The organism is Halobaculum sp. EA56, from assembly GCF_051195075.1.
Classification (GTDB): Archaea; Halobacteriota; Halobacteria; order Halobacteriales; family Haloferacaceae; genus Halobaculum.
Map to the genome: position 1 here is coordinate 573183 of NZ_JBNTJX010000001.1, position 20931 is coordinate 594113.

The 20931-nt window shown below is 71.5% G+C and carries 22 protein-coding genes; 10 read left to right on the plus strand and 12 right to left on the minus strand.

The window, feature by feature from the left end; all coding sequences use genetic code 11:
• Positions 1-103 precede the first annotated feature (103 nt).
• Positions 104-478, plus strand: coding sequence for a hypothetical protein (locus ACQUQ1_RS03000; RefSeq protein ID WP_435062771.1), 375 nt, complete (start codon positions 104-106; stop codon positions 476-478).
• Positions 479-548: 70 nt separating this feature from the next.
• Here the strand turns inward: ACQUQ1_RS03000 and ACQUQ1_RS03005 are convergent, their stop codons facing one another.
• The gene (locus ACQUQ1_RS03005) at positions 549-2783 is read right to left on the minus strand and encodes a histidine kinase N-terminal 7TM domain-containing protein (protein ID WP_435062772.1); all 2235 of its coding nucleotides are present in this window, start codon (positions 2781-2783) and stop codon (positions 549-551) included.
• A 172-nt stretch (positions 2784-2955) separates the two neighbouring features.
• A complete protein-coding gene (locus ACQUQ1_RS03010; protein ID WP_435062773.1) occupies positions 2956-4098 on the minus strand; it encodes an acyl-CoA dehydrogenase family protein in 1143 nt (380 codons plus the stop codon).
• A 144-nt stretch (positions 4099-4242) separates the two neighbouring features.
• Here ACQUQ1_RS03010 and ACQUQ1_RS03015 point away from each other — a divergent pair, with 144 nt between their 5' ends.
• Positions 4243-5094 (plus strand): RIO1 family regulatory kinase/ATPase domain-containing protein, encoded by an 852-nt coding sequence (locus ACQUQ1_RS03015; RefSeq protein WP_435062774.1) that lies wholly within the window; start codon positions 4243-4245, stop codon positions 5092-5094.
• A gap of 117 nt (positions 5095-5211) precedes the next feature.
• Here ACQUQ1_RS03015 and ACQUQ1_RS03020 read toward each other — a convergent pair whose 3' ends face one another.
• Positions 5212-5733, minus strand: coding sequence for a cupredoxin domain-containing protein (locus ACQUQ1_RS03020; RefSeq protein ID WP_435062775.1), 522 nt, complete (start codon positions 5731-5733; stop codon positions 5212-5214).
• 120 nt (positions 5734-5853) lie between these two features.
• On the minus strand, positions 5854-6294 hold the full coding sequence (locus tag ACQUQ1_RS03025; protein WP_435062776.1) for a DUF4112 domain-containing protein: 441 nt from the start codon (positions 6292-6294) through the stop codon (positions 5854-5856).
• Between the two features lie 170 nt (positions 6295-6464).
• Here ACQUQ1_RS03025 and ACQUQ1_RS03030 point away from each other — a divergent pair, with 170 nt between their 5' ends.
• From ACQUQ1_RS03030 to ACQUQ1_RS03040, 3 genes are all read left to right on the plus strand, one after another.
• Positions 6465-7994 carry an aldehyde dehydrogenase family protein gene (locus ACQUQ1_RS03030; RefSeq protein ID WP_435062777.1) on the plus strand — a complete coding sequence of 510 codons (1530 nt, stop codon included), beginning with the start codon at positions 6465-6467 and terminating at the stop codon, positions 7992-7994.
• Positions 7995-8577: 583 nt separating this feature from the next.
• A complete protein-coding gene (gene gfo6, locus ACQUQ1_RS03035; protein WP_435062778.1) occupies positions 8578-9639 on the plus strand; it encodes a D-xylose 1-dehydrogenase Gfo6 in 1062 nt (353 codons plus the stop codon).
• 322 nt (positions 9640-9961) lie between these two features.
• Positions 9962-10246: a hypothetical protein gene (locus ACQUQ1_RS03040; RefSeq protein ID WP_435062779.1), complete on the plus strand. Its 285-nt coding sequence runs from the start codon at positions 9962-9964 to the stop codon at positions 10244-10246.
• A 48-nt stretch (positions 10247-10294) separates the two neighbouring features.
• On the opposite strand, the gene ACQUQ1_RS03045 is transcribed toward ACQUQ1_RS03040, so the two are convergent.
• The 4 genes from ACQUQ1_RS03045 to ACQUQ1_RS03060 form a co-directional block, all read right to left on the minus strand.
• The gene (locus tag ACQUQ1_RS03045; protein WP_435062780.1) at positions 10295-11107 is read right to left on the minus strand and encodes a carbon-nitrogen family hydrolase; all 813 of its coding nucleotides are present in this window, start codon (positions 11105-11107) and stop codon (positions 10295-10297) included.
• Positions 11104-11532: an SRPBCC family protein gene (locus tag ACQUQ1_RS03050; protein WP_435062781.1), complete on the minus strand. Its 429-nt coding sequence runs from the start codon at positions 11530-11532 to the stop codon at positions 11104-11106. The genes ACQUQ1_RS03045 and ACQUQ1_RS03050 overlap by 4 nt, the downstream gene beginning before the upstream one ends.
• Positions 11533-11748: 216 nt before the next feature.
• Positions 11749-11973 carry a DUF7123 family protein gene (locus tag ACQUQ1_RS03055; protein ID WP_435062809.1) on the minus strand — a complete coding sequence of 75 codons (225 nt, stop codon included), beginning with the start codon at positions 11971-11973 and terminating at the stop codon, positions 11749-11751.
• 88 nt (positions 11974-12061) lie between these two features.
• Positions 12062-12247: a DUF7525 family protein gene (locus ACQUQ1_RS03060; RefSeq protein WP_435062782.1), complete on the minus strand. Its 186-nt coding sequence runs from the start codon at positions 12245-12247 to the stop codon at positions 12062-12064.
• Positions 12248-12399: 152 nt separating this feature from the next.
• Here ACQUQ1_RS03060 and ACQUQ1_RS03065 point away from each other — a divergent pair, with 152 nt between their 5' ends.
• Together ACQUQ1_RS03065 and ACQUQ1_RS03070 are read left to right on the plus strand one after the other, a co-directional pair.
• Positions 12400-13617, plus strand: coding sequence for an LEA type 2 family protein (locus tag ACQUQ1_RS03065; RefSeq protein WP_435062783.1), 1218 nt, complete (start codon positions 12400-12402; stop codon positions 13615-13617).
• 153 nt (positions 13618-13770) lie between these two features.
• Positions 13771-14145, plus strand: a complete 375-nt coding sequence (locus ACQUQ1_RS03070) for a DUF7528 family protein (protein WP_435062810.1) — start codon at positions 13771-13773, stop codon at positions 14143-14145.
• A gap of 295 nt (positions 14146-14440) precedes the next feature.
• Here ACQUQ1_RS03070 and ACQUQ1_RS03075 read toward each other — a convergent pair whose 3' ends face one another.
• The 4 genes from ACQUQ1_RS03075 to ACQUQ1_RS03090 form a co-directional block, all read right to left on the minus strand.
• Positions 14441-15472 (minus strand): PhoU domain-containing protein, encoded by a 1032-nt coding sequence (locus ACQUQ1_RS03075; protein WP_435062784.1) that lies wholly within the window; start codon positions 15470-15472, stop codon positions 14441-14443.
• 132 nt (positions 15473-15604) lie between these two features.
• On the minus strand, positions 15605-16669 hold the full coding sequence (locus ACQUQ1_RS03080; RefSeq protein ID WP_435062785.1) for an ATP-NAD kinase family protein: 1065 nt from the start codon (positions 16667-16669) through the stop codon (positions 15605-15607).
• Between the two features lie 130 nt (positions 16670-16799).
• Positions 16800-17036, minus strand: a complete 237-nt coding sequence (locus ACQUQ1_RS03085) for a hypothetical protein (protein ID WP_435062786.1) — start codon at positions 17034-17036, stop codon at positions 16800-16802.
• Between the two features lie 245 nt (positions 17037-17281).
• Positions 17282-17734, minus strand: coding sequence for a DoxX family protein (locus ACQUQ1_RS03090; RefSeq protein ID WP_435062787.1), 453 nt, complete (start codon positions 17732-17734; stop codon positions 17282-17284).
• 295 nt (positions 17735-18029) lie between these two features.
• Between ACQUQ1_RS03090 and ACQUQ1_RS03095 the strand changes: the two genes are divergently transcribed.
• The 3 genes from ACQUQ1_RS03095 to ACQUQ1_RS03105 all read left to right on the plus strand — a co-directional run bounded on the left by ACQUQ1_RS03095 (position 18030) and on the right by ACQUQ1_RS03105 (position 20922).
• Positions 18030-18470: a hypothetical protein gene (locus ACQUQ1_RS03095; protein WP_435062788.1), complete on the plus strand. Its 441-nt coding sequence runs from the start codon at positions 18030-18032 to the stop codon at positions 18468-18470.
• A gap of 77 nt (positions 18471-18547) precedes the next feature.
• Positions 18548-19267, plus strand: coding sequence for a DICT sensory domain-containing protein (locus ACQUQ1_RS03100; protein WP_435062789.1), 720 nt, complete (start codon positions 18548-18550; stop codon positions 19265-19267).
• A gap of 104 nt (positions 19268-19371) precedes the next feature.
• Positions 19372-20922, plus strand: a complete 1551-nt coding sequence (locus ACQUQ1_RS03105) for a COG1361 S-layer family protein (protein WP_435062790.1) — start codon at positions 19372-19374, stop codon at positions 20920-20922.
• The last annotated feature ends 9 nt before the right edge of the window (positions 20923-20931 follow it).

A 20931-nucleotide genomic window follows, 5' to 3' on the forward strand; every position in this document is an offset into this window, starting at 1 on the left:
CCCGACCGTCGCCGGCCCGGGTCCTCGACGTCGCCGCGGACGGCGACCCGTTCGGCCCCGCCACACCGCATGGCTCTTGCGACCGGCCCCCCTAGCGGGCGGCATGGACATCGGGCCGCTGGAGGCGTTCGTCGCCGACGCCGCGGCGACGGCGGACGTCGACGAGCCGGCGCTCCGGGGGACGCTGGCGGGGATGCAGGCGGACGTGCGGTCGTACCCGGGGGTCGCCGACCTCGTGTTCGAGTACCGCCGCGCGTTCGAGTACGACCCGCTCGTCCGCCGCGACGGCCGGACGTACTACCTCCTCGTTCCCCCGCGGGTGTGGTCGGAGTTCGCGGCGACGCTGGACGCCTCCGCGGCCGTGCTCGCGGCGGCCAAGGCCGTCCACGACCGGGCGTTCACGGCCGCGACGGAGCTTGCGCCCGAGGAGCGGGGTGACTGGGAGCCGCTGGTGTTCGTGGCGGACTCGTCGCCGTGACGCCGTCGCCGTCACGGTGCCGTCGGAACGTCGTCCCCGTCTGCCCGGGCGTCGTCCGCCGATCGCGCCGTCAGTCGTCGTCCACGCGCGGGGCGCCGTCGGGCTCGGAGGGCGGGCCGAACGGCCCGGCCGCCGCCCCCTCCCCGCCGCCGTCGGGTCGCTCGCCCGTCACCGAGACCCGCCACGGCTCGATCTGATCGGCGACGCTGGCGGCGTCCCGGTCCCCCTCCGCGGCACGCAGCCGGAGCACGACGACCGATCCCACGTCCTCGAACGGGAGGCCGTCGCCGCCGGCGTCGCTCCCGTCGGCGAACGCGAGCTCGCCGTCGACGCCGTCGACGATCCACCGGACCAGCCAGAGGCCGATGCCGCTGGCGTGCCGGAGCTTCGTCTCGTGGCCGGACTCGACGGCCGCGCGGTCCTCGTCGGGGATCCCCGGGCCGTCGTCCGCCACCCGGAGCTCGAGGGTGTCGCCGTCGCACCGGGTCGTCACCGCGACGCGGGGCGTCTCGCCGCCGTGGTGTCGCGCCGCGTTCTCGACGAGGTTCCACACCGCGGTCGCGAGCAGTTCGTCCGCGTAGGCGAACCGCCCGTCGTCCTCGGTGTCGGTCGTCACCTCGGCGGCGGGGAACCGGTCGCGGGCGCGGTCCGCGACCGCCTCGACGACGGCCACGACGTCGACCGGCCGCCCGCCGTGGTCGGTGCTCCGGAGGGTCTCGTCGACGCCCCGGACGCGCTCGCCCAGCGAGGCGAGGCGCTCGGCCGACCGCTGGATGTTGCGCGCGTGGTCTGCGGTCTCCTCCCCGCCGGTGGAGGCGATCACGTCGGCGTACCCGAGCACGACGTTCAGTTCGTTGCGGAGGTCGTGGCGGAGCACCCGGGTCAGGACCTTGAGGCGCTGTTCGTAGCGCTCGCGGCGCGTCTCGTCGCGGAGCGTCATGAGGTAGCCGCCGACGTGCGGGTCGTGGAAGCGGTTGACGCCGACGCCGTCGAGCGCGCGCCAGCCGCCGTCGCGGTGCTCGACCCGGAACGACACCCGGATGCTCTCGCCCGGCCGGTCGAGGCTCTCGGCGAACGGCTCGGCGACCGACCGGCGGTCGTCCGGGTGGATGTAGTCGGTGATCACCTCCCCCTCCAGCGTCTCCGGGTCGTAGCCGAGAACCCCCTCCACGGCGGGGCTGATGTACCGGACGACGCCGTCCGCGTCGGCGACGGCGATGACGTCGTCGGCGTGTTCGACGTACGCCCGGAAGCGGCGCTCGACCCGGGTCCGGTCGGTCACGTCCCGGAACACGAGCAGCCGGACCCCCTCGCGGCCGAGCGACTCGCACGTCGCCTCGAAGTACGTGGGCTCGGCCGCCGACCCGGCGACGAACTCCGTGACGTCGCCGAGGGCGAACTCGGCGTCCTCGCCGTCGAGCAGCGCCTCGGTCTCCTCGACGTCGGGGAGCACGGCCTCGGCGTCGCGGCCGACGGCGTCGCCGTCCACGTCGAACGCCTCGCTCGCGGCCTCGTTCGCCTCCAGCACGCGGTCGGACTCGTCGACCACGAGGATCGCGTCATCGAGGTTCGCGAACACCGTCTCGTGTGCCACCGGCGCCACGTCGAACAGGTCGAACCGGTACATGGCGAACACCAGCACGAGGCTGGAGGCGCCGAACCCGACCGGCGTCACGTCGACCCGCGGGAGCCACGCGGGGTCGAGGACGAACACCGTCTCGGTCGCGATCGGCACGCAGGCGGCGAGCGCGAGCGTCGTCGCCTGCCGCCGGTACGGCCCCGACGAGCGGGAGGCCGCCTCCGCCAGCAGCATGACGAAGCCGACCCCGACGAGCGCGCAGTAGCCGAGGTGGGCGACGAACGCGGGGCCGGGGTGTGCGACGTACGTCGGCAGTTCGAACACCGAGCGGACGGTGATCGCCGAGAAGAACAGGTCCCCGGGATTGAGCACGACCATCGCGGCCGCGACCGCCGGCTCGACGCCCAGCAGCGCGACCCGGCGGCGCGTCACCCACTCGCCGCGGCCCGTGTAGTACAGGCCGAACAGCAACGCGGTCGTGACGATCGGGGTGGCGACGACCCACTTCGCCAGCACCAGCGCGTACCCGAGGTCGGTCGCGCCGGCGAGCAGTTGGGCGCCCAGCAGCCCCGCCCACAGCGCCGCCGAGTACGTGATGACGACGAAGGCGGTGCCGGCGTGGTCCCGCCGCTCGCGGGTCCGCAGATACGCGAGCGTCCCCGCCGCCGCCGAGGCGACCCCTGCCCCGAACACGGCGGCGAGGAAGATGTCGGATTCGTGGACCATCGCCGGGAGTACTGCTGGCTGGTCGGGTCGGTCGTATAAACACGCGGCCAAAATTATCAGTTCGGATTATTCCCGAGCCGACCGATACGGCTCGTTCGCAGTCCGTTACAGCCCGGGACGACGCTCGATGACGGGCGATCGGGTCTCGCCCGCCCACATCATATCAACGTACCTACAAACCGAGCTCCCGACCGATGACGAGGTGCTGGATCTCGCTGGTGCCCTCGCCGATCTCCATCAGCTTCGCGTCGCGGTAGAACCGCTGGGGCGGGAAGTCGGTGGTGTAGCCGTAGCCGCCGTGGACCTGCACCGCGTCCTCGGCCACCTCGCGGGCGGCCTCGCTGGCGTCGAGCTTCGCCAGCGACGACGCGCGCGTCACGTCCTCGCCCGCGTCGTACATCGTCGCCGCCTTGTGGGTGAGCAGGCGTGCGCGCTCGGTCTTGCGGTGCATGTCCACGACCGTGTCGCGGACGGCGTCGAACTTCGAGATGGGCCGACCGAACTGCTCGCGCTCGCCGGAGTAGTCCCTGGCCGCCTCGTAGGCGCCCTGCGCCAGCCCGGTCGAGAGGGCGGCGATGGAGATGCGGCCGCCGTCGAGCGTCTTCTTCGTCTGGTCCCAGCCGTCGCCCTCCTCGCCGAGCAGGCGGTCCTCCGGGACCCGGACGTCGTCCAGTCGGATCTCGCAGGTGGGCGAGCAGTTGAGCCCCATCTTGTCCCACACCGTCGTCACCTCGAACCCGTCGTCGTTCTCGGGGTCGACGATGAACGTCGAGATGCCGTCGTAGCCCGCCTCGGGGTCGGTGACGGCCTTCACCAGCACCGAGTTCGCGACGTTCGCGTTCGTGATGAACTGCTTCGTGCCGTCGAGGACGTACTCGTCGCCGTCCTTCTCCGCCGTGGTGTCCATGTCGGAGGCGTCCGACCCCGACCCGGGCTCGGTGAGCGCCCACGCGCCTATCCCCTCGCCCTCCGCGAGCGGGCGGAGCCACTCCTCCTTCTGTTCCTCGGTGCCGAACAGCTCGATCGGCTTCGACCCCAGCGAGACGTGCGCCACGTACGAGAGGCCGACGCCGCCGGAGACCCGGCCCAGCTCCTCGGCGACGAGCGCGTACATGAGCGTGTCGCCGCCGAGGCCCCCGTACTCCTCGTCGATCGGGACGCCCATGATGTCCAGCGTCCCGAGTTCCTCGAAGATCTCGGCGGGGAACCGGTGCTCGTCCTCGATCTCCTGGGCGATGGGTGCGATCTCCTCCTCGCAGAACTCGCGGACCTGGTCCCGGATCATCCGGTGTTCCGCGGGCAGATCGAAATCCATAGGCAAACGTTGCGAGACGCCCATAATAAGTCGCGCGGAGTGTCCCCGGCGGGTCGGGTCGCTCCGGGCGGGTCCTCGCGACGCGGGACCGGATCGGTCCCCGCCGCAACGATTTATCCCCGTCGCCCGACTACGGACCACCCCATGGACGTACAGCGCCTCCTGCGCGGGACCGTCGAGTGGGACCGCCTGGAGGCGGTGGCCGGGGAGCTGGCGGCCCGGTACGGCGACGGCGAGGCGCACGTCGAGTTCCTCGACGCGGACAACTGGCTGTCGACGCCGTTCATCCTCCGGACGGGCGGGGATGCGTACTTCGTGAAGGTGGTGAGCCGGCAGAACTCCGTCGTCCACGCGCTGTTCACCGCCGGGCGCAACCTCGGGGCGTTCACCTCGGGCACGGAGGGGTTCTTCGAGCACTTCGGCACGCCGGCGGACATGGCGCGCCACGAGCTGGAGGCGACCGAGCGGATGCGCGCAATCGGCGTCAACGCGCCCGAGCCGGTGGAGGCGCTGGAGATCGACGGGCTCGGCGTGCTCGTCGTCGAGTACCTCCCGGCGTTCCGTCCGCTCGACGAGCTCGACACCGAGGCCGAGCGCGACCTCGCCCCGGAGCTGTTCCGGGCGCTCCGGCGGCTCCACGACCACGGGCTCGCCCACGGCGACCTCCGGGCGGAGAACGTGCTCATCCTCGACGGCGACCTCTACTTCATCGACGCGACGAGCGTCCGCGAGCCGGGGGCGCTGGACGCCCGCGAGTACGACCTCGCGTGCGGGCTGGCGGCGCTCGAACCGCTGATCGGCGCGGCCGACGCCGTCGAGGCCGCCCTGTCGGCGTATCCCGCCGAGGACGTGCTCGCCGCGCGGGAGTACCTCGACTTCGTCGCCATCCGCCCGGACCACGACTTCGACGGCCCGGGGCTCAAGGGCGAGATAGAGAAGCGCGCCGCCGAACGGAGCGAGGCCGCGGACACGAGCGGCGACCGACGCGACCGGTGAGGACCGCGCGGCCGAGCGGGGGAGTCGGACGGCGACCGGGCGCGACGCCGGCCCGTGTCGCCGGTCGGACCGGGCGCGGACGGGGCGATCCGCTACGATCCCGGCCCGGACCCCGGGCTACTCACACGGGAGGTTCGACTCCAGCGTCGCGTCCCCGACGAGGACCGCGCCGCACATCGTCGATTCCCCGTGGATCGTGCAGTAGTACTCGTACACCCCGGGGGAGTCGAAGGTGTGATCGGTCGAGTCGCCCGACCCGAGCCGTGCGTCGAGCGACCACGAGGCCGCCGTCTCGTGGAACCGGGCGCTCGTCACCGTGTGCGTCGCGTACGCGCCCGACGCCTGGTTCGTCCACGTCACGGTCGTCCCGACGGGGACCGAGAGCCGGACCGGCTGGTAGTAGTTACTGTACACGCCGACGGACGCGCTCCCGTCGCCCGACCCGGCCGTGGCGGTCGTCGTCGCCGGCTCGCCCGTCGTCGTGGCGGGCGACCCCGTTTCGGTCGTCTCTTCCCGGGTCGTTTCCACGCCGGTCGTCTCTCCCCCGGTCGTCTCCCCTCCGGTGCCGCCGCCCGCGCAGCCGGCGAGCCCGACGATGTACCCTCCGGCGAGCGTCGCGAGGTAGCCGCGTCGCTCCATGTGTGACAATACGATTCACTGAGCCAATAGGTTCGCCGCGCCCGTGCATCTGACACGCACGCCCGAGTGCTCCCGGTCGGCTGTCCGCCCGCCGCCGGCGGTCGCCGCCCCGTGCGTCCCTCAGGGCTCGTCGATCTCGATGGTCACCGGCCCGTCGTCGTCCGCGGCGGCGGCGGGGTCGTCGTCCCGCTCGGCGAGGAACTCCTCGACGTAGGAGACGTTCCACTTGTTCGCCTTGATCACGGCGTCGAACACCGGGCCGACGACGGGGATCGACCCGAGGGCGGCGTCGGCGGTCACGTTCGCCAGCATCCGCACGACCGTCCTCAGCGGCACGCCGAGGTACGCCGCCTCGGCGACGATGTACAGCGAGATCCCGGCGGCGACGGCGTCCCCCGCCCCCGGAACGACGCCGAGCACCGGGTCGAGGCCGACCCTGACGTCCGTCCCCGGGATCCGGACGGCCTCGTCCATCACGCGCGCCACCGTCTTCACGCGCCGCAGCGCCGGTTCGTCGACCGATTCGGGTAGGTCCATCGCGATAGAATCGTCCTCGGACATGGTCGGGGGGAGGCGACCGCGGGGAAAGTGCCTTGCGGCCGCCGCGGCGTCGCCCCCGGCGTTCGCGTGCGGCCACGGACCGTCACAGCGGGTCCGCCCGGCCCCGACCCATCGCTGGCCGGCGGCGACTTTCCCGCACCTATATCACCCACGTCGCGCAAGTTTTGCCCATGAGCCGAGACGACGGCGTCTACCAGCACTACATCGACGGCGAGTGGACCGACGGGACGGGCGAGGAGACGTTCGTCAGCGAGAACCCCGCGAACGGGGAGGAGCTGGGCGAGTTCCGCCGCGGCACCCCCGCGGACGTGGAGCGCGCGGTCGCCGCCGCCGACGAGGCCTTCGAGGAGTGGAGGGAGCTGTCCCACATCGACCGCGCGGAGTACCTCTGGGACATCTACCACGAACTGCGGGACCGCCACGAGGAGCTCGGCGAGATCGTCACCATGGAGTGCGGCAAGGAGATCAGCGAGGGGAAGGCCGACGTGACCGAGGCGTGGCACATGGTCGAGTGGGCCGCCGGCGACGCCCGCCACCCCAAGGGCGACGTGGTCCCCTCCGAGATCCCGAGCAAGGACGCCTACATGCGGCGGAAACCCCGCGGCGTGGTGGGGTGTATCACCCCCTGGAACTTCCCGGTCGCCATCCCGTTCTGGCACATGGCCGTCGCGCTCGTCGAGGGTAACACGGTCGTCTGGAAGCCCGCCGAACAGACCCCGTGGTGCGCGCAGATCCTCGCGGAGATGTTCGAGGACGTCGGCGTCCCCGACGGCGTGTTCAACCTCGTGCAGGGCTACGGCGACGCGGGCAACGCCATCGTCGAGGACGGCCGCGTCGACACCGTGCTGTTCACCGGCTCCGCCGAGGTCGGCCACCAGATCGCCGACAAGGTCGGCGGCGAGCCCGGCAAGCTCGTCGCCTGCGAGATGGGCGGCAAGAACGGCATCGTGATCACCGAGAACGCCGACCTGGACGTGGCGGTCCACTCGGCGGTGATGTCGAGCTTCAAGACCACCGGCCAGCGCTGCGTCTCCTCCGAGCGCCTGATCGTCCACGAGGACGTGTACGACGAGTTCAAACAGCGCTTCGTCGCCAACGCCGAAACGGTCGCCGTGGGCGACCCCCTGGACGAGGACACGTTCATGGGGCCGCTCATCGAGGCCGAGCACGTCGAGAAGGTCTCCCGGTACAACCAGCTCGCGAAGGACGAGGGCGTGAACGTGCTCGTCGACCGCGAGGAACTGGACGCCGACGAGATCCCCGAGGGCCACGAGGACGGCCACTGGGTCGGGCCGTTCGTCTACGAGGCGGACCCCCACGAGGACCTCCGGTGCACCCACGAGGAAGTGTTCGGCCCGCACGTGGCGCTGCTGAAGTACAGCGGCGACATCGAGGAGGCCGTCGAGATCCACAACGACACCGACTACGGGCTCGCGGGCGCGATCATCTCGGAGGACTACCGCCAGATCAACTACTACCGCGACAACGCCGAGGTCGGCCTGGCGTACGGGAACCTCCCGTGCATCGGCGCGGAGGTCCAGCTCCCGTTCGGCGGCGTGAAGAAGTCGGGCAACGGCTACCCCTCGGCGCGGGAGGTCATCGAGGCGGTGACCGAGCGCACCGCCTGGACGCTCAACAACTCCAAGGACATCGAGATGGCGCAGGGCCTCTCGGCCGACATCAAGACCAAGGAGGAGTAAGCCGTCGCTGACGGGGACGGCCGGGGAGTCGGTCCGCGACTCGTTCTCGGTATCGACGGCCGGCCCCCCGTTCCGAGGGACGGCCGCACCCGCCGGTAGCGGGCGTACGCGTAGAACCCCCGAGAGACGGAGGTCCGCTCCCTGTGACGCGCCGGGGTGTAACCCCGGAAAGGTCCGGCCGATCCCGGACGGCGCGGTGTGAGACGCCGCCCGCGAGCCGGACGTGGGTGGTGTGGTGGTGTGTACGTGGGTTCGATCCGCGTGCGGTTCCGGGGAGCCGTCCGGCCGGGACGGGAGTGGGAGCGGGAGATGCCCCGGCCGTCCCGGGCGGATGGGCGAACTCGCCGCCGCCCGGGCGGTCCCCGGTCGCTCGGGACGCGAGGTCCCGCGACCCGCGAAGCCGAACCGGGCCGACCGGAAGGTCGTACGCCCGGGCACGCTGGGGGGAGTCCCCGGGCGTGGGTTCGGTCCCGCGGCGTCCGTATCGGGGCGCGTTCGTCACTTCAAGACACCGCCCGAATTATCGGAAGCGATTCTCTCCGGGCCGGTCGGTTTTATCGCCGCGTCCGCCGACCACGCGTACGTGTTCGAGTCCACCTTCGCGGACGCGAGCCGGCGCGACTGGGCAGACGACGGGACCGACGCGACCGTCCGGATCGCGACGGTCGGCTGCGGCAACTACGCGCGCTCCGTCTCGCTCCCGGCGATGGAGCGGGGCGAGTACGCGGCGCCGACGGTCGTCGTCAGCGGCGACGCCGACAAGCGCGCGACGCTGGCCGACGAGTTCGGCGTCACGGCGCTCGACTACGACGAGTACGAGGCGGGCGCGGCGACCGACGAGTACGACGCCGTCTACGTCGCCACGCCGAACCGCCTCCACCTGCCGCACGTCGAGACGGCGGCGAGCCACGGCAAGCACGTGATCTGCGAGAAGCCGCTGGAGGCGACGGTCGACCGTGCGGAGCGGCTCGTCGCCGCCTGCGACGACGCCGGCGTGCGCCTGATGACCGCCTACCGCATGCAGACCGACCCCGTGGTCCGCCGGCTCCGGGAGTTCGTCGCCGCCGGCGGCATCGGCGACGTCCAGCGCGCCGTCGGCGACTTCACCTTCCCCGTCCTCGGCGGCGACGCGGGGCCCGACCAGTGGCGCCTCGACGGCCGCCTCGCCGGCGGCGGCGCGCTGTACGACGTCGGCGTGTACCCCCTCAACACCGCGCGGTTCCTCGCCGGCGACGACCCGGTCGCGGTCTCGGCGACGACGCGCTCGCCGGACCCCGCCTTCGAGGAGGTGGACCAGCACGTCGACTTCGGGGTCGAGTTCGACGGCTGGGTGGGGAACTTCTCGGCGTCGTTCTCGGGGCACCCGAACACGTCGCTGGAGCTGCTCGGGTCGGACGGCCGGGTCGCGGTCCGGTCGGCGTTCCAGCCCGGGGCCGACCGCGAGGTGACCGTGGAGACGCCGACGGGGACGCTCGACCTGACGGGCGCCGGCGCCGACGAGACGGTCGAGGAGTTCGACTACTTCGCGCACGCGGTCGCGACGGACGCCGGGGTCGACCCCGACGGCGCCGACGGCCTCGTGGACATGCGGACGCTGGCGGCCGCTCAGGAGTCGGCGGCGTCGGGTCGGCGGGTCGAACTGTAGCGGGGACGGGGCGGCCGCTCCTGGACGTGCGGGACTCGAAGGGACGGCGGGAACTGTGCGAGGGCGAAGCCGGAGCGGAGTGGGATGGGGAGGCGGTGGGGCGCGCGTCCGGAGCGATGGACCCCTGATCGCGGGCCGGACGCGCGCGGTCGCGTCGGGTGCGGCGGCGCGAAGTGTGATTCGCCAGCTTGCGACGAGAAAAGCGTCGGTTCGCCGGCATCGGAGTGTATCGTCGTGACGGTGATAAATGCACCGGCACGGGCCGACGGCAAGCGACGCGGCCGACGGAACGGTTATGTGGGCACGTCGGGAGGTGATCGGTATGGCCCGCCTCAGGGCCGAGGCGCTGCTCGGCGGCGCCGAGGACCTGCTGTCTCAGCCGTGCCGTATCGTCGACCACCGCCGGCTCGGGGACCCCGGCGAGTCCCTCGACGCCCGGGACGTCGGCGACGCGGTCGGCGGCTGTCGGAGGGACGACCTGATCGGGAGGCTGCTCCGGGTGGAGCGGGTTCCCCTCTCGCACGTGGACGTGGACCCGGACGTGCGCGAGCGCCTGTGTCACCTGCTCGACGGCGACCGGACGGTCTTCGTCCACTACGTGGAGTAGGAACCGGGCCCCGGTTTCTCGGATACGGGAGGGAGGCGAGTCCGCGCGCTAGTAGTCGCGTCTGTCCCGGAGCGCGGGGAACTCCCCGCGGACCGTTTCCACCCGCTCGGGGTCGACCTCGGCCGTGACGAGCGCGGGGTCGTCGCCCGCGGACGCGACCGTCGTCCCCCACGGGTCGTACACGGTGGAGCGCCCGAGCAGGTCGGCGTCCTCGAAGCTCCCGGACCCGTTGACGGTCGCGACGTACGCGAGGTTCTCGATGGCCCGCGCCCGCGGGAGCGTCCGCCAGTGCTCGACGCGCGGGTACGGCCACGCGCTCGGGACGAGCACGAGGTCCGCGCCCTCGTCGGCGAGCAGGCGGAACTGCTCGGGGAACCGGAGGTCGTAACACGTCGTCACGGCGACCCGGAACCCGAGCAGGTCGACCACCGGGAGTGCCTCCCCGGGGGTGAGCAGGCGCGTCTCGGCGGACTCGTAGCCGAACAGGTGGTGCTTCCGGTAGACGGCGCGCCGCTCCCCGTCGGCGTCGAACAGGACGGCCGTGTTGGCCAGCCCCTCCTCGGCGGGGACGTCCTCGCCGTCGGCGGCGCTGGCGGCCAGGTCCTCGACGACCGACCCGGCCAGCAGGGCGAGGCCGCGGTCGGCGGCGGCCTCCCGCAGCGTCGAGAGGGTCGGCCCCGAGAGGGGCTCGGCCCCGCGCTCGTACGCCTCGAACGCGAAGTAGCCGACGTTCCACAGCTCCGGGAGCGCCACCAGGTCCGCGTCGCGGTCGGCCGCGCGCTCGACGGCGTCCAGCGCCCGGTCGAGGTTGCCGTCGCGGTCGGCCGCGCGCACCTCGATCTGTGCGAGCGCGAGCCTCATGCCAGCCCCAGGTCGCGCTCGAGGGCGCGTTCGAGGTTGTCCAGTTCGTCGCCGAACTTCCGCTCGAAGAACGACTCCACGCCCGGCAGGCGGCCGTCGACGACGAACTCGTTGACGAGGCGGGCGCGCCCGTCCTCGGTCTCGGAGACGGTGTGCTCGCCGGTGACGCGGAACGCCCGCGACTTCCCGACGAACTTCACGTATTCGGGCGGCTCCGTTCGCACCTCCTCGGTCTCGACGGCGATACTGGAGCGGATCACCGGGATCGGGAGCCTGACGTGCCACGTCGCGGTCCGGTCGCCGGTGACCTCGTACTCGTCGACGACGCTGATCGCGCCGGCACGCTTGGCCGGGTCGGAGATGAACGCCCAGACGTCCGCCGGCTCCGCGTCGAAGACGAACTCCCGGCGTACACGCACGGTCATCGAGTCGAGGTGGGGTCGACGGGCGAAAAAACCGGGGGATCCGTGACCCGCCGCGGCGTCGGTCGTCGCGGTCGGCCGGGGCCGCGGCCGTCGCTCACGGATGGCGAGACGGCGAACGCGTGGACCGGAGATCGGGTGTGGTTCGGGATCCCAGGGAGCGCAGGAGGGGTCCGGAAACTCAGGAGGGGTCCGGAAACTCAGGAGAGTTCCGGGAACTCAGGAGAGTTCCACACGCCACGTGGTCGACCGGGCGCGCCCCCACTTCTCGATGTCGACCTCCTCGGCCTTCTCGGCGAGCGTGGGGAGCCGGGACCCGACCTGCTTCGCGGAGAGGCCGATGGCCTCCGCGATGTTCTTCGCCCGGAAGTACTCCTCCCCCCTGGAGACGCTGTCGCGAAGGTACGCGAGGATGCGTTTCTCCTCGTCGGTGTACTCCGTCATTTGTGCCATCGGTCGCTAGTCGGCGCGCGTTCTTAACGCTTCCCTCGGGGGAACGCCGACGGTTCGACTCGTATCGACGCCCGTCGCGTCAGCCGTCGAACGCCTGCGTCGCGACGACCGCCAGCGTCGCCGCCAGCATCGCCGCCGCGAAGCCCCACGCCTTCACGATCTGGGAGGCGCCGGCGATCATGAACCCCGCCCCGACGACGGTGAGGGCGCCGAACGCGAGCGCGACCCCGACCGCCATGTCGCTTTCGAGGGTCTCTGTTGCCATACCCGAGGCTCCGGGGGAACGCACCTAACGCTTGCGGAAATCGGAGACGGCGGGGGTCCGGTGCGCCGCACCCGCGTCGCCGCCGCGGTCCGCGACCGCCGCTCGGCCTCGGCCGAACGGCATTTCAACCCCGCTCCGGTACAGTGCCGCCGATGTGGATGCTACCAGGGAGGGATGAGCCGGACGCGGGAACCGATCGCGGGCTGTCGACGCTGCGGGTCGTCGCGCTCGTCGCGGTCGTGCTCGTCGGCTCCGTCGGCGGCGCGTTCGCGCTGGGGATCGTGGGCGCCCCGTCGGTCGTCGGCGTCGAGAACCGCTTCGGCGAGGTGACCAACGAGACGACCGTCGTCGAGAGCGACCTGACGGTGAACAACCCCAACCCGATCGGCGTCCGGCTCGGCGGCGTCACGGTCGAGTACGGGGTCGCGATGAACGGCATCGCGATGGCCAACGGGACGAAGGAGGGGGTCGACGTGGGAACCGGGAACACGTCGATCCCGTTCGAGACTCGCCTCGACAACTCGAAGATCCCCGCGTGGTGGGTGAGCCACGTCAACAACGGCGAGCACACGGACCTCGTCGTCGACGCCGAGGCGCGGTCGTCGCTGATCGGCCAGAGCTACGGGACGCAGGTGACCCGCGACGTGAACACCTCGGTCATCGAGGCGTTCCGTACGAGCGAGCCGAAGCCGCTGAACGCGAACGCGCCCGTGGTCTCGGACCCGGTCCTCTATCTCAACCGGACGGAGGCGGAGTGGGGGGCGGTGAACAACGAGACCACGGAGGTCGAGATGACGCTGTACCTCTACAACCCCAAGCCGTACCCGATCTCCCTCTCGGAGATCGGCTACGACATCTACATGAACGACATCACGATGGGGAGCGGCGAGGCCGGCCGGACGACGACGATCCCGCCGGGCGAGACGGTCCCGGTCGAGGCGACGACCGAGATCCGGACCCAGCGGCTCGACGAGTGGTGGGTGTCGCACCTCCGACGGAACCAAGTGACGAACCTCACGATGCCGTTCTACCTCGTCGTCGACCTCTCCGAGGGCGGCGGCGGCGAACAGCGGATCCGCCTCGACGGCTACCAGCGCACGGTCGAGACGGACGTCTTCGGGACGAAGCCCGCCGACGACGGGACCGGAGACGGCGACGGGGCGGACGGCACGACCGACGGCAGCGGGAGTTCCGATTCCGGCGGCGACGGCACGGCGACGCCCTCGGACGACGGCGGCACGGGCGACGGCACCGCCACGGCGACGCCCACCCCGACGCCGACGCCCGACGACGGGACGACGACGACCGAGGACGACGGGATCCTCTCCCTCGGGGACGGGCCGGGCCCCGACCGTCCCGGGCCGCGGTAATCGCCAGCGCCGACAAGGCTTTGTTCTCGGGCGGACTGGACCCGGGTATGTTCCGGAGTATCTCCGCTCCTGATCGAGTTCTCGGACGGTAACGTCACGGCCTCCCCGGACGGCGATGCCATCGTCGTCGAGGTCGACGGCGCGTGCCACGAACTGTCCCGCGACGACGCCGCCGATCTGCAGGCGGCGATCGCCGACGCGCTGACCGAACGCAGGGAGTTCTTCCGCACCGCCGGGGAGTTCCGCGCGGACGGCACGTACGTCGTCTCCCGCAAGGCCGCCGACTCCTCGGGCAACGCCAAGGTGTTCGACTCCTTCGAGGAACTGCGGCGCCTGTACGACCGCCTGCCCGACGCCTTCGACGCCGAGGACGTCGGCCGCACCGGGATCACCGGATCGCGGCGCCACATGCTGATCCGCCACTTCGCGGAACACCCCGCGTTCGACTGCTCCATCCGCCGGCGCAACCCGCTGAGCGCCCGGAAGGAGGGGGACGACGCGGCCGAGGAGGGGGACACGGAGGAGTAGTCGCCGTCGGGCCCCCGCGCCTCGCAGGCCGTCCACAACGGCGATCGACCCGGTCCGCGAGCGGTCGCTTCGGCTCCCCGCTCGTTTTTCGGGACCTCCCGGTGGTCGGTCCCGCCCTTCTCGTTGGCGGCTCGGCACGGAGACCTCGCCGCCGATCCCCCGAGACGCTCGGCTCCGCCTCGCGTCTCGCCCTTCTCGTGGGCGGTTCGGGCCGGGCGGCCTCACTGCGTTCGGCCGCCGACACCTCGCCGCCGGTCTGCCGAGGTCGCGCTCGCTTCGCTCGCTCGACCTCGCCCTACTCGATCGTCACGAACTCGTTCTCCTCATTAAGCGCGAGGTTCGCGGAGACCTCCGCGATCCGCATCGCGTACTGGGCGGTCTCCTGGAGGCTCACGAGCACCTCACGCACCTGTAGCAGCTGGGCGTTCGACATCTCCGGCAGGTCGCCGAGGATGTCCTGCTCGCGGTCCTTCAGCTCGCGGAACAGGAACTTCACCTCGATCGTGAGCGCGTAGTCGCGCTTGACGGCCGCCTCGACGGCCATCGCGGTGATCTCGTCGACCTGGTCGGTGAAGTCGCGGATGCGGCGCATCGTCGCGTCGTCCACGTCGAGGGTGTTGCCCTCGGCCTCCATCGCGATCTCGGCGATGTCCTCGGCGTTGTCCGCGATGAGTTCGAGGTTCTTCGCGATCGAGCGGTAGCCGATGAGCGGGAACCCAGAGTCCAGGTCGACCGCGCGCGCGAGGTTCGGGTTCTGGTAGGCCGTGAAGATCAGCCGCAGCAGGAGCACGAAGATCTTGTTCGCCTGCCGCTCGCGGTTGAGCGCGCGCTGTGCGAGGTCCGGGTTGCCGTGCGCGAGCGCCTTCACCGCCTCCCCCCGCATCGTGCTCCCGGTGTTCTCCAGCCGTTCGAGGAGGTTGTCGAGCGTGAAGTCCTCCGGGTCGACCGAGCACCGGATGGCGATGTTCTCGGGCGTCTCCTCGATGACGCCCAGGCCCATCAACTGCGTCTCGGCCTTGTACACCGCGTTGATGTGGTCGGAGCCGAGCGCGCCGTCCTTCGTGGTGATGTTGATGACGCGCCGCCCGAGCACGTACTGCGCGAGGATCGCCCGCTCCAGCGCGTCCGCGTCGAGGTTGTCGGCGTGCAGCGTCGCCTCCGCGTCCTCCGTGCTCGCGGACTCCGGCAGCACCGTCAGCGTCCCCTTGCCGCCCATCCGGAGCGACACCTCGTCCCCCTTCTCGACGTGCTGTTCCTTCGCCCACTCGGCCGGCAGCGTCATCGCCAGCGTCGAGGGGCCCAGCCGCTGGACCTTCCGCGTTTCCATAGCTAACCGCAGTCACTATACGACCTTAACCTTGACCCTATGTCCATTATACCCGTGGAGCGGTGTGTAAGGATCGTCCGCCCGGTTTATGAGTGTGGTCGGGTCCGCGGCCCGGTCGACCCCCGCGGCGACTCACACGACCTTCATCATCCGTCGCTCGAAGCGGCCGACGCGGACCTTCACCCAGCCGCGAAGCTCCTCGTCCAGTTCGGGGTCGTCCGTGTCGACGCGGAGCACCCGGAGGTCGTCGAGCTTGTCGCGGGAGGCGACGACCTCCAGGTCGCACTCGCGGATCACCGCCGGCGAGAGCTGGGGGTTGCCCCGGCCGAACACGAACCCCTGCCCGCCGATGGGCGTGACGACGATGACGTTGTCCTCGCCTAGCGAGTCGAGTATCTCGGCCTCGGTCGCGTCCGCCGCCAGCACCTCGCCGTCGCGGTACACGTCGACGCCGATGGGCGACCCCTCGAACCCCAGCTTCTCCTTCACCTCGCCGACGGTCGATCCCGGGCCGAGCACCCACGTCGTTTCCGGCCGGGCATCGACGTCCGCGGCGACGCCCTCCGCGAGCGACTCGACGGTGCCGCTCCCGGTCTGCTTGCTCGACTGGAGTTCCTCGGCGACCGGGACGTGCGCCACCGCCCGCAGTTCGGGGTGGACCTCGCCCTCGCGGTACTCGTCCTCGTCGATGTCCATCACCTCGCGGCGCTCGGTACGCTCGAACGTCGCCGCGACGTACGCGGCGTCCTCGGGCGAGACGGCGAACACCGACGAGTACACCTTCACGCCGGCGGGGACGCCGAGCATCGGGACGTCGCTCCCCGCCAGCGCCTCCGCCACGTCCGCGGCGGTGCCGTCGCCGCCGACGAACACCACGAGGTCCGCGTCGGCGTCGCGGAACGCCCGGACGGCCCGGCGGGTGTCGTCGGGGCCCGTCTCCTCGCCGCCCGGCTCCCCGAGCACCTCGGGGTCGAAGCCGGCCGCCCGGACCCGGCTCGCGCCCATCGGGTCGCCCCACGCGAGCACGTCCGCGTCGGGGGCGCGCTCGGCCAGCGCGTCGAGGGCGCGTCGGGCGCGGTCGGGGGCGCGCGGCTCGGCGCCGCGGGCGCGCGCCTCCTCGACTTTCCCGTCGGTGCCCTTCAGGCCGACCCGGCCGCCCATCCCCGCGATGGGGTTGACGAGGAAGCCGATTCGCATGTCAGAACCCGGGCGGGCGTGCGGCAAAAGCCCGCCGACTCGGCGGATGATGGCGCACCGGGGACGCGGCCCGGGGAGACGACGCCGGGGCCGGGCGGTACGCGGCGGGGACGACACCTCGGGACGACCGCTACGAGTCGCCACAGAGGAGCGCGAGCCCGCTGGCCACGCCGATCAGTAGAAAGCTACCGAGGAACCCGACCGTCGGGTCGACCGGGACGCCGAGCGGGTCGACGAACCGCTCGGTTCCACGCCAGCCGAACAGGTACGCGCCGAGGAACCCGACGGAGAAGAGCAGGAGGACGACCACGCTGAGCGGGCCGCCGCCCGACGCGGTCGCGTCGGCGGGGTCGGTCGGGTCTGCCATAGTTACAAACTTCCCCTGGTTGTATTATATCTTGCCCCCGGGGGATCCGGGTTCAGGTCGCCGACACCGTCACGGCCGTGAGGCGGTCGACTAAGAGCCGGATCCCGACTCGCAGGCGACCCCACCGGATCACGGGATCCACGTCGAACGGGTCGGTTCACACCGTCTCAGGAGTCCGAATCGGACGGAACTCCCGTGGAGAACGTCGGGGGAACGGCGGGGCGTGTCCGCGGAGGTCGACCGCCTTACAGGAGGCTCGCGCCGACCGCGTACGGCCACGGCGCGGACGCGAGCGCCAGGAACGCCAGCGCCGCGCCGGCCATGACGACGTTCTTCAGGAACTGCGTCATCTCGTCCTGCTGCTGATCCTCGGGCACCGCCCAGAAGTCGTGGAAGACGAGGGCGGAGACGAGCAGGAACGTCGCGAGCGCGCCGGCCGCTAGCGGGACGAACGCCCCCGCGGCGACGCCGAGGCCGCCGAAGACGAGCGTCCCGCCGGAGACGAGGACGCCCAGGCGCGGGGCGGGCAGCCCCTTCGCCTCGGCGTACCCCGCCATCGCGTCGGTCTGCATGAAGTGGTTCAGTCCCATGAACGCGAGGACGAAGCCGAACAGGAGCCGGCCGAGGAGGAAGGCCTCCGCGGCGCCGGCGGCGGTGAACGGATCTGACGCACCCTGCAGGATGATCGTGTCGAGCATCGCTATCCCCTACACGCCGCCCAAACTTATAATTTAGCTGACATAGAAGTAACCGGGTTACACGGGTGTCACTGTGGGGTGTGACGACTTCACACGTACGAGAGTGCGCGGTTCGAACGATACGACCGTTCCGCGCCGGTCGACGATCCGGACTCTCCCATCCGGGTTGACATTCCGTCCCGTCCTCGGTCCCCGCCCCTCCGGGCGGCGATCGCCCCCGCGGACGCCCGGACCGGATCGGAGACGGACCGCCGGCACCGACGGAGGTTTGCCCGTCCGGGCCCTCCCGGTCGGTATGTACACCGGGCGGACGGAACAGCCGTGTTGTCTGTGTGACTCGCCCGAGACGGTCGCGCGGATCGACATCCCGCCACGGACGGTCCAGCTCATGAAACACGCCGACCCGATCGCCTGGCGCGACATCGTCGGGGAGGTGTCCATCCACTTCTGCGAGTCCGACTGGGAGACGGTCGCGGACCTCGTCCTGAACCTCGGGATGAACCCGCTGTCGAGATGCAACGTCGCCCGGGCGTCGTTCGACCTCCGGGAGGACTTCGAGGCGCTGTTGAACGACACGCGTGACGAACCGGACCAGACCGACCTGGAGCGGCGGATGCTGGCGGACGCCGACGAGACGCTCTCGGCCGTCGAGGACCCGATGACCGAGGAGCGCGACGTGGTCGAGGCCCGGGTCGTGGTCGACTCGCTGGCGGAACTCGGGGTCGTCTCCGGTTGACCGACCCCCCGGCGACGCGGGCCCCGGGGCGGGTGGAAGGCTTTTGTCCGTACCCGGTGTAAGCACTTCGAGTCCAGATGTCACTCCGGGAAACCATCGACTCCGTCGAGGGGCGCGAGAAGCGCCTGACGGTGTTCGATCCCCCCACCGACGACGTCGTCGCGGAGCTCCGGGAGTACTTCGCGTCCCAGGCGGTCCGGATCGAGGTCGGGTCCACCGACAGCGGCCTCTCCGGGTACGTCGTGCTCTCGGACGAGGACGACGACGAGGTGCTCGCGGCCGTCGACCTCCGGCACCTGGAGGACGACCTGTCGGTCGCCCCCGGGGAGGACCGTCCGTTCTCGCCGATCCTCGAACACCTCGACGGGACGATCTTCACCTCCTACAGCCTCCGACAGATGATGGCCGCGACCAGGGAGATGGAGGACCGGGCGTGGCGCGTCGGGACGGGCGAACTCCACGCCGGCTTCCAGCGCGTCGACGCGCTCCGCGCCCAGACGGGCGTGTACGAGGACCTCGCCACGAAGGACCTCGACGTCCACACCTACTGCGCCCCGGCGGACGACCTCCCGGAGATCGAGGGCGTCACCCTCCACGCGGAGGACGCCGACGAGATCCGCGAGTCGTGGTTCGTCGTCTTCGACGGCGGCGGCGACCCGACGGACGCCTGCGCGCTCCTGGCGGAGGAACGCGGCGCCCCCGACGAGCGCCGGTTCTACGGCTTCTGGACGTACGACTACGCGATCGTCTCGGACGTCCTCGACCACCTGCACGAGCGATACGCCGTCCCCGCGTGACGGTCCCCGTGTCCCCGCGTCGTGAACCGGTCAACCGCACGGCGGGTTCCCGTCGGTTTCAAACCGATTATATGCGAGGCTGACTGAACGGTTAGACAACACCGATGTCACACCGCCCCCACGCGCTGTTGCTCGCCGCCCTCCTGTGCGTCTCGGCCGTCGGCGCCGGGTTCGTGGGCGTCGTCGCCGCGGACGAGGACCCCCGCTTCGAGACGGACGTGCCCGAGCCGGTGCTCCGGCCCGGCACCACCCAGGAGCTGACGATCGAGCTGACGAACGACGCCGCCGACTACGACGACGACGTGGAGCCCGCGCTCGACGTTTCCGCGACCGTCGGCGACGTCGACGGGATCGAGGTGCTGTCGGGCGCCCGCGAGCTCGGGCGGATGGGCGACGGCGCGACCCGGACGGTGACCGTGCGGGTCGACGTGCCCGCCGACGTCGCCGGCGGCACCCATCTTGTTCCGATCACCGTCGAGTACCGCGACCGCGACGACGAGGACGAGGTGGTCTCGACCACCGTCTACGCGACCGTCCGCGTGCAGGAGCGCGCGCGCTTCGTCGTCGAGTCCGTCGAGTCGGCGGCGCCGGTCGGCGGGTCCGGCACCGTCTCCGTCACGGTCCGCAACGTCGGAGACGCCGCGGCGACGGACGCTGTGCTCGCGTTCCAGTCGGGCAACTCCGACCTCCGCTTCGGCGAGTCCGCGACCGCGCGCCGGTTCCTCGGCGCGCTCGCGCCCAACGAGAGCCGCACCGTCGCGGTCGACGCGGCGCTGGCCGAGTCGGCCGAGACCCGCGAGTACGCCGTCGACGCGACCGTCGAGTACGAGACCGAGGGCGGCGTGTCGGCCACGTCGCGTCCGCTGTCGTTCGGCGTCCGCCCCCTGCCGGAGCAGACCTTCGGCGTCGACGGCCTCGAGAGCACGCTCCGGGTCGGCGAGGAGGGTCGCCTCGTCGGCACCGTGACCAACACCGGCGAGCGGACGGTGTCGAACGCGGTCGTCCTGTTCGAGACGGACAACCCCAACGTCTCGCCGCTGGAGCCGGAGGTCGCCGTCGGCACGCTCGAACCGGGGGAGTCTGCCGAGTTCGCGTTCGACGTCGAGGTGTCCGACGCCGCCGAGGCCGGCCCACGGCAGTTCACGCTGCGCGTCCAGTATCGCGACACGGAGGACACCCGGCGCACGAGCGACCCGATCGACGCGCCCGCGTCGGTCGCGCCGCCGCGCGACGAGTTCGCGGTGGAGGCGGTGAACGGGACCCTCGCCGTCGGCGAGGGGGGTCGACTGGAGCTCCGGGTGACGAACGCCCGGAACGAGACCGTCAGCGACGTGTCCGCGAAGCTGTTCCTCGACGCGCCGCTGTCGTCGAGCGACGACGAGGGGTTCGTCCCGGAACTCGCGCCCGGCGAGACCGCGACGGTCCGGTTCGACGTGAGCATGGCCGGGAGCGCCACGGTCGGCAAGACGTACCCCGTGAAGGTCGACTTCCAGTACGACACCGCGGACGGCGACACGCTCATCTCGGACACCTATCAGGTGCCCGTGACCGCCGGCGAGCCGACGGGCTCCGACGTCCCGTTCCTGCTACTGGTCGCGGTGACCGGCGTGCTAGTCGTCCTCGCGGCCGGGACGTACGTCGTCCGAAACAGGTGACTCGCCGGT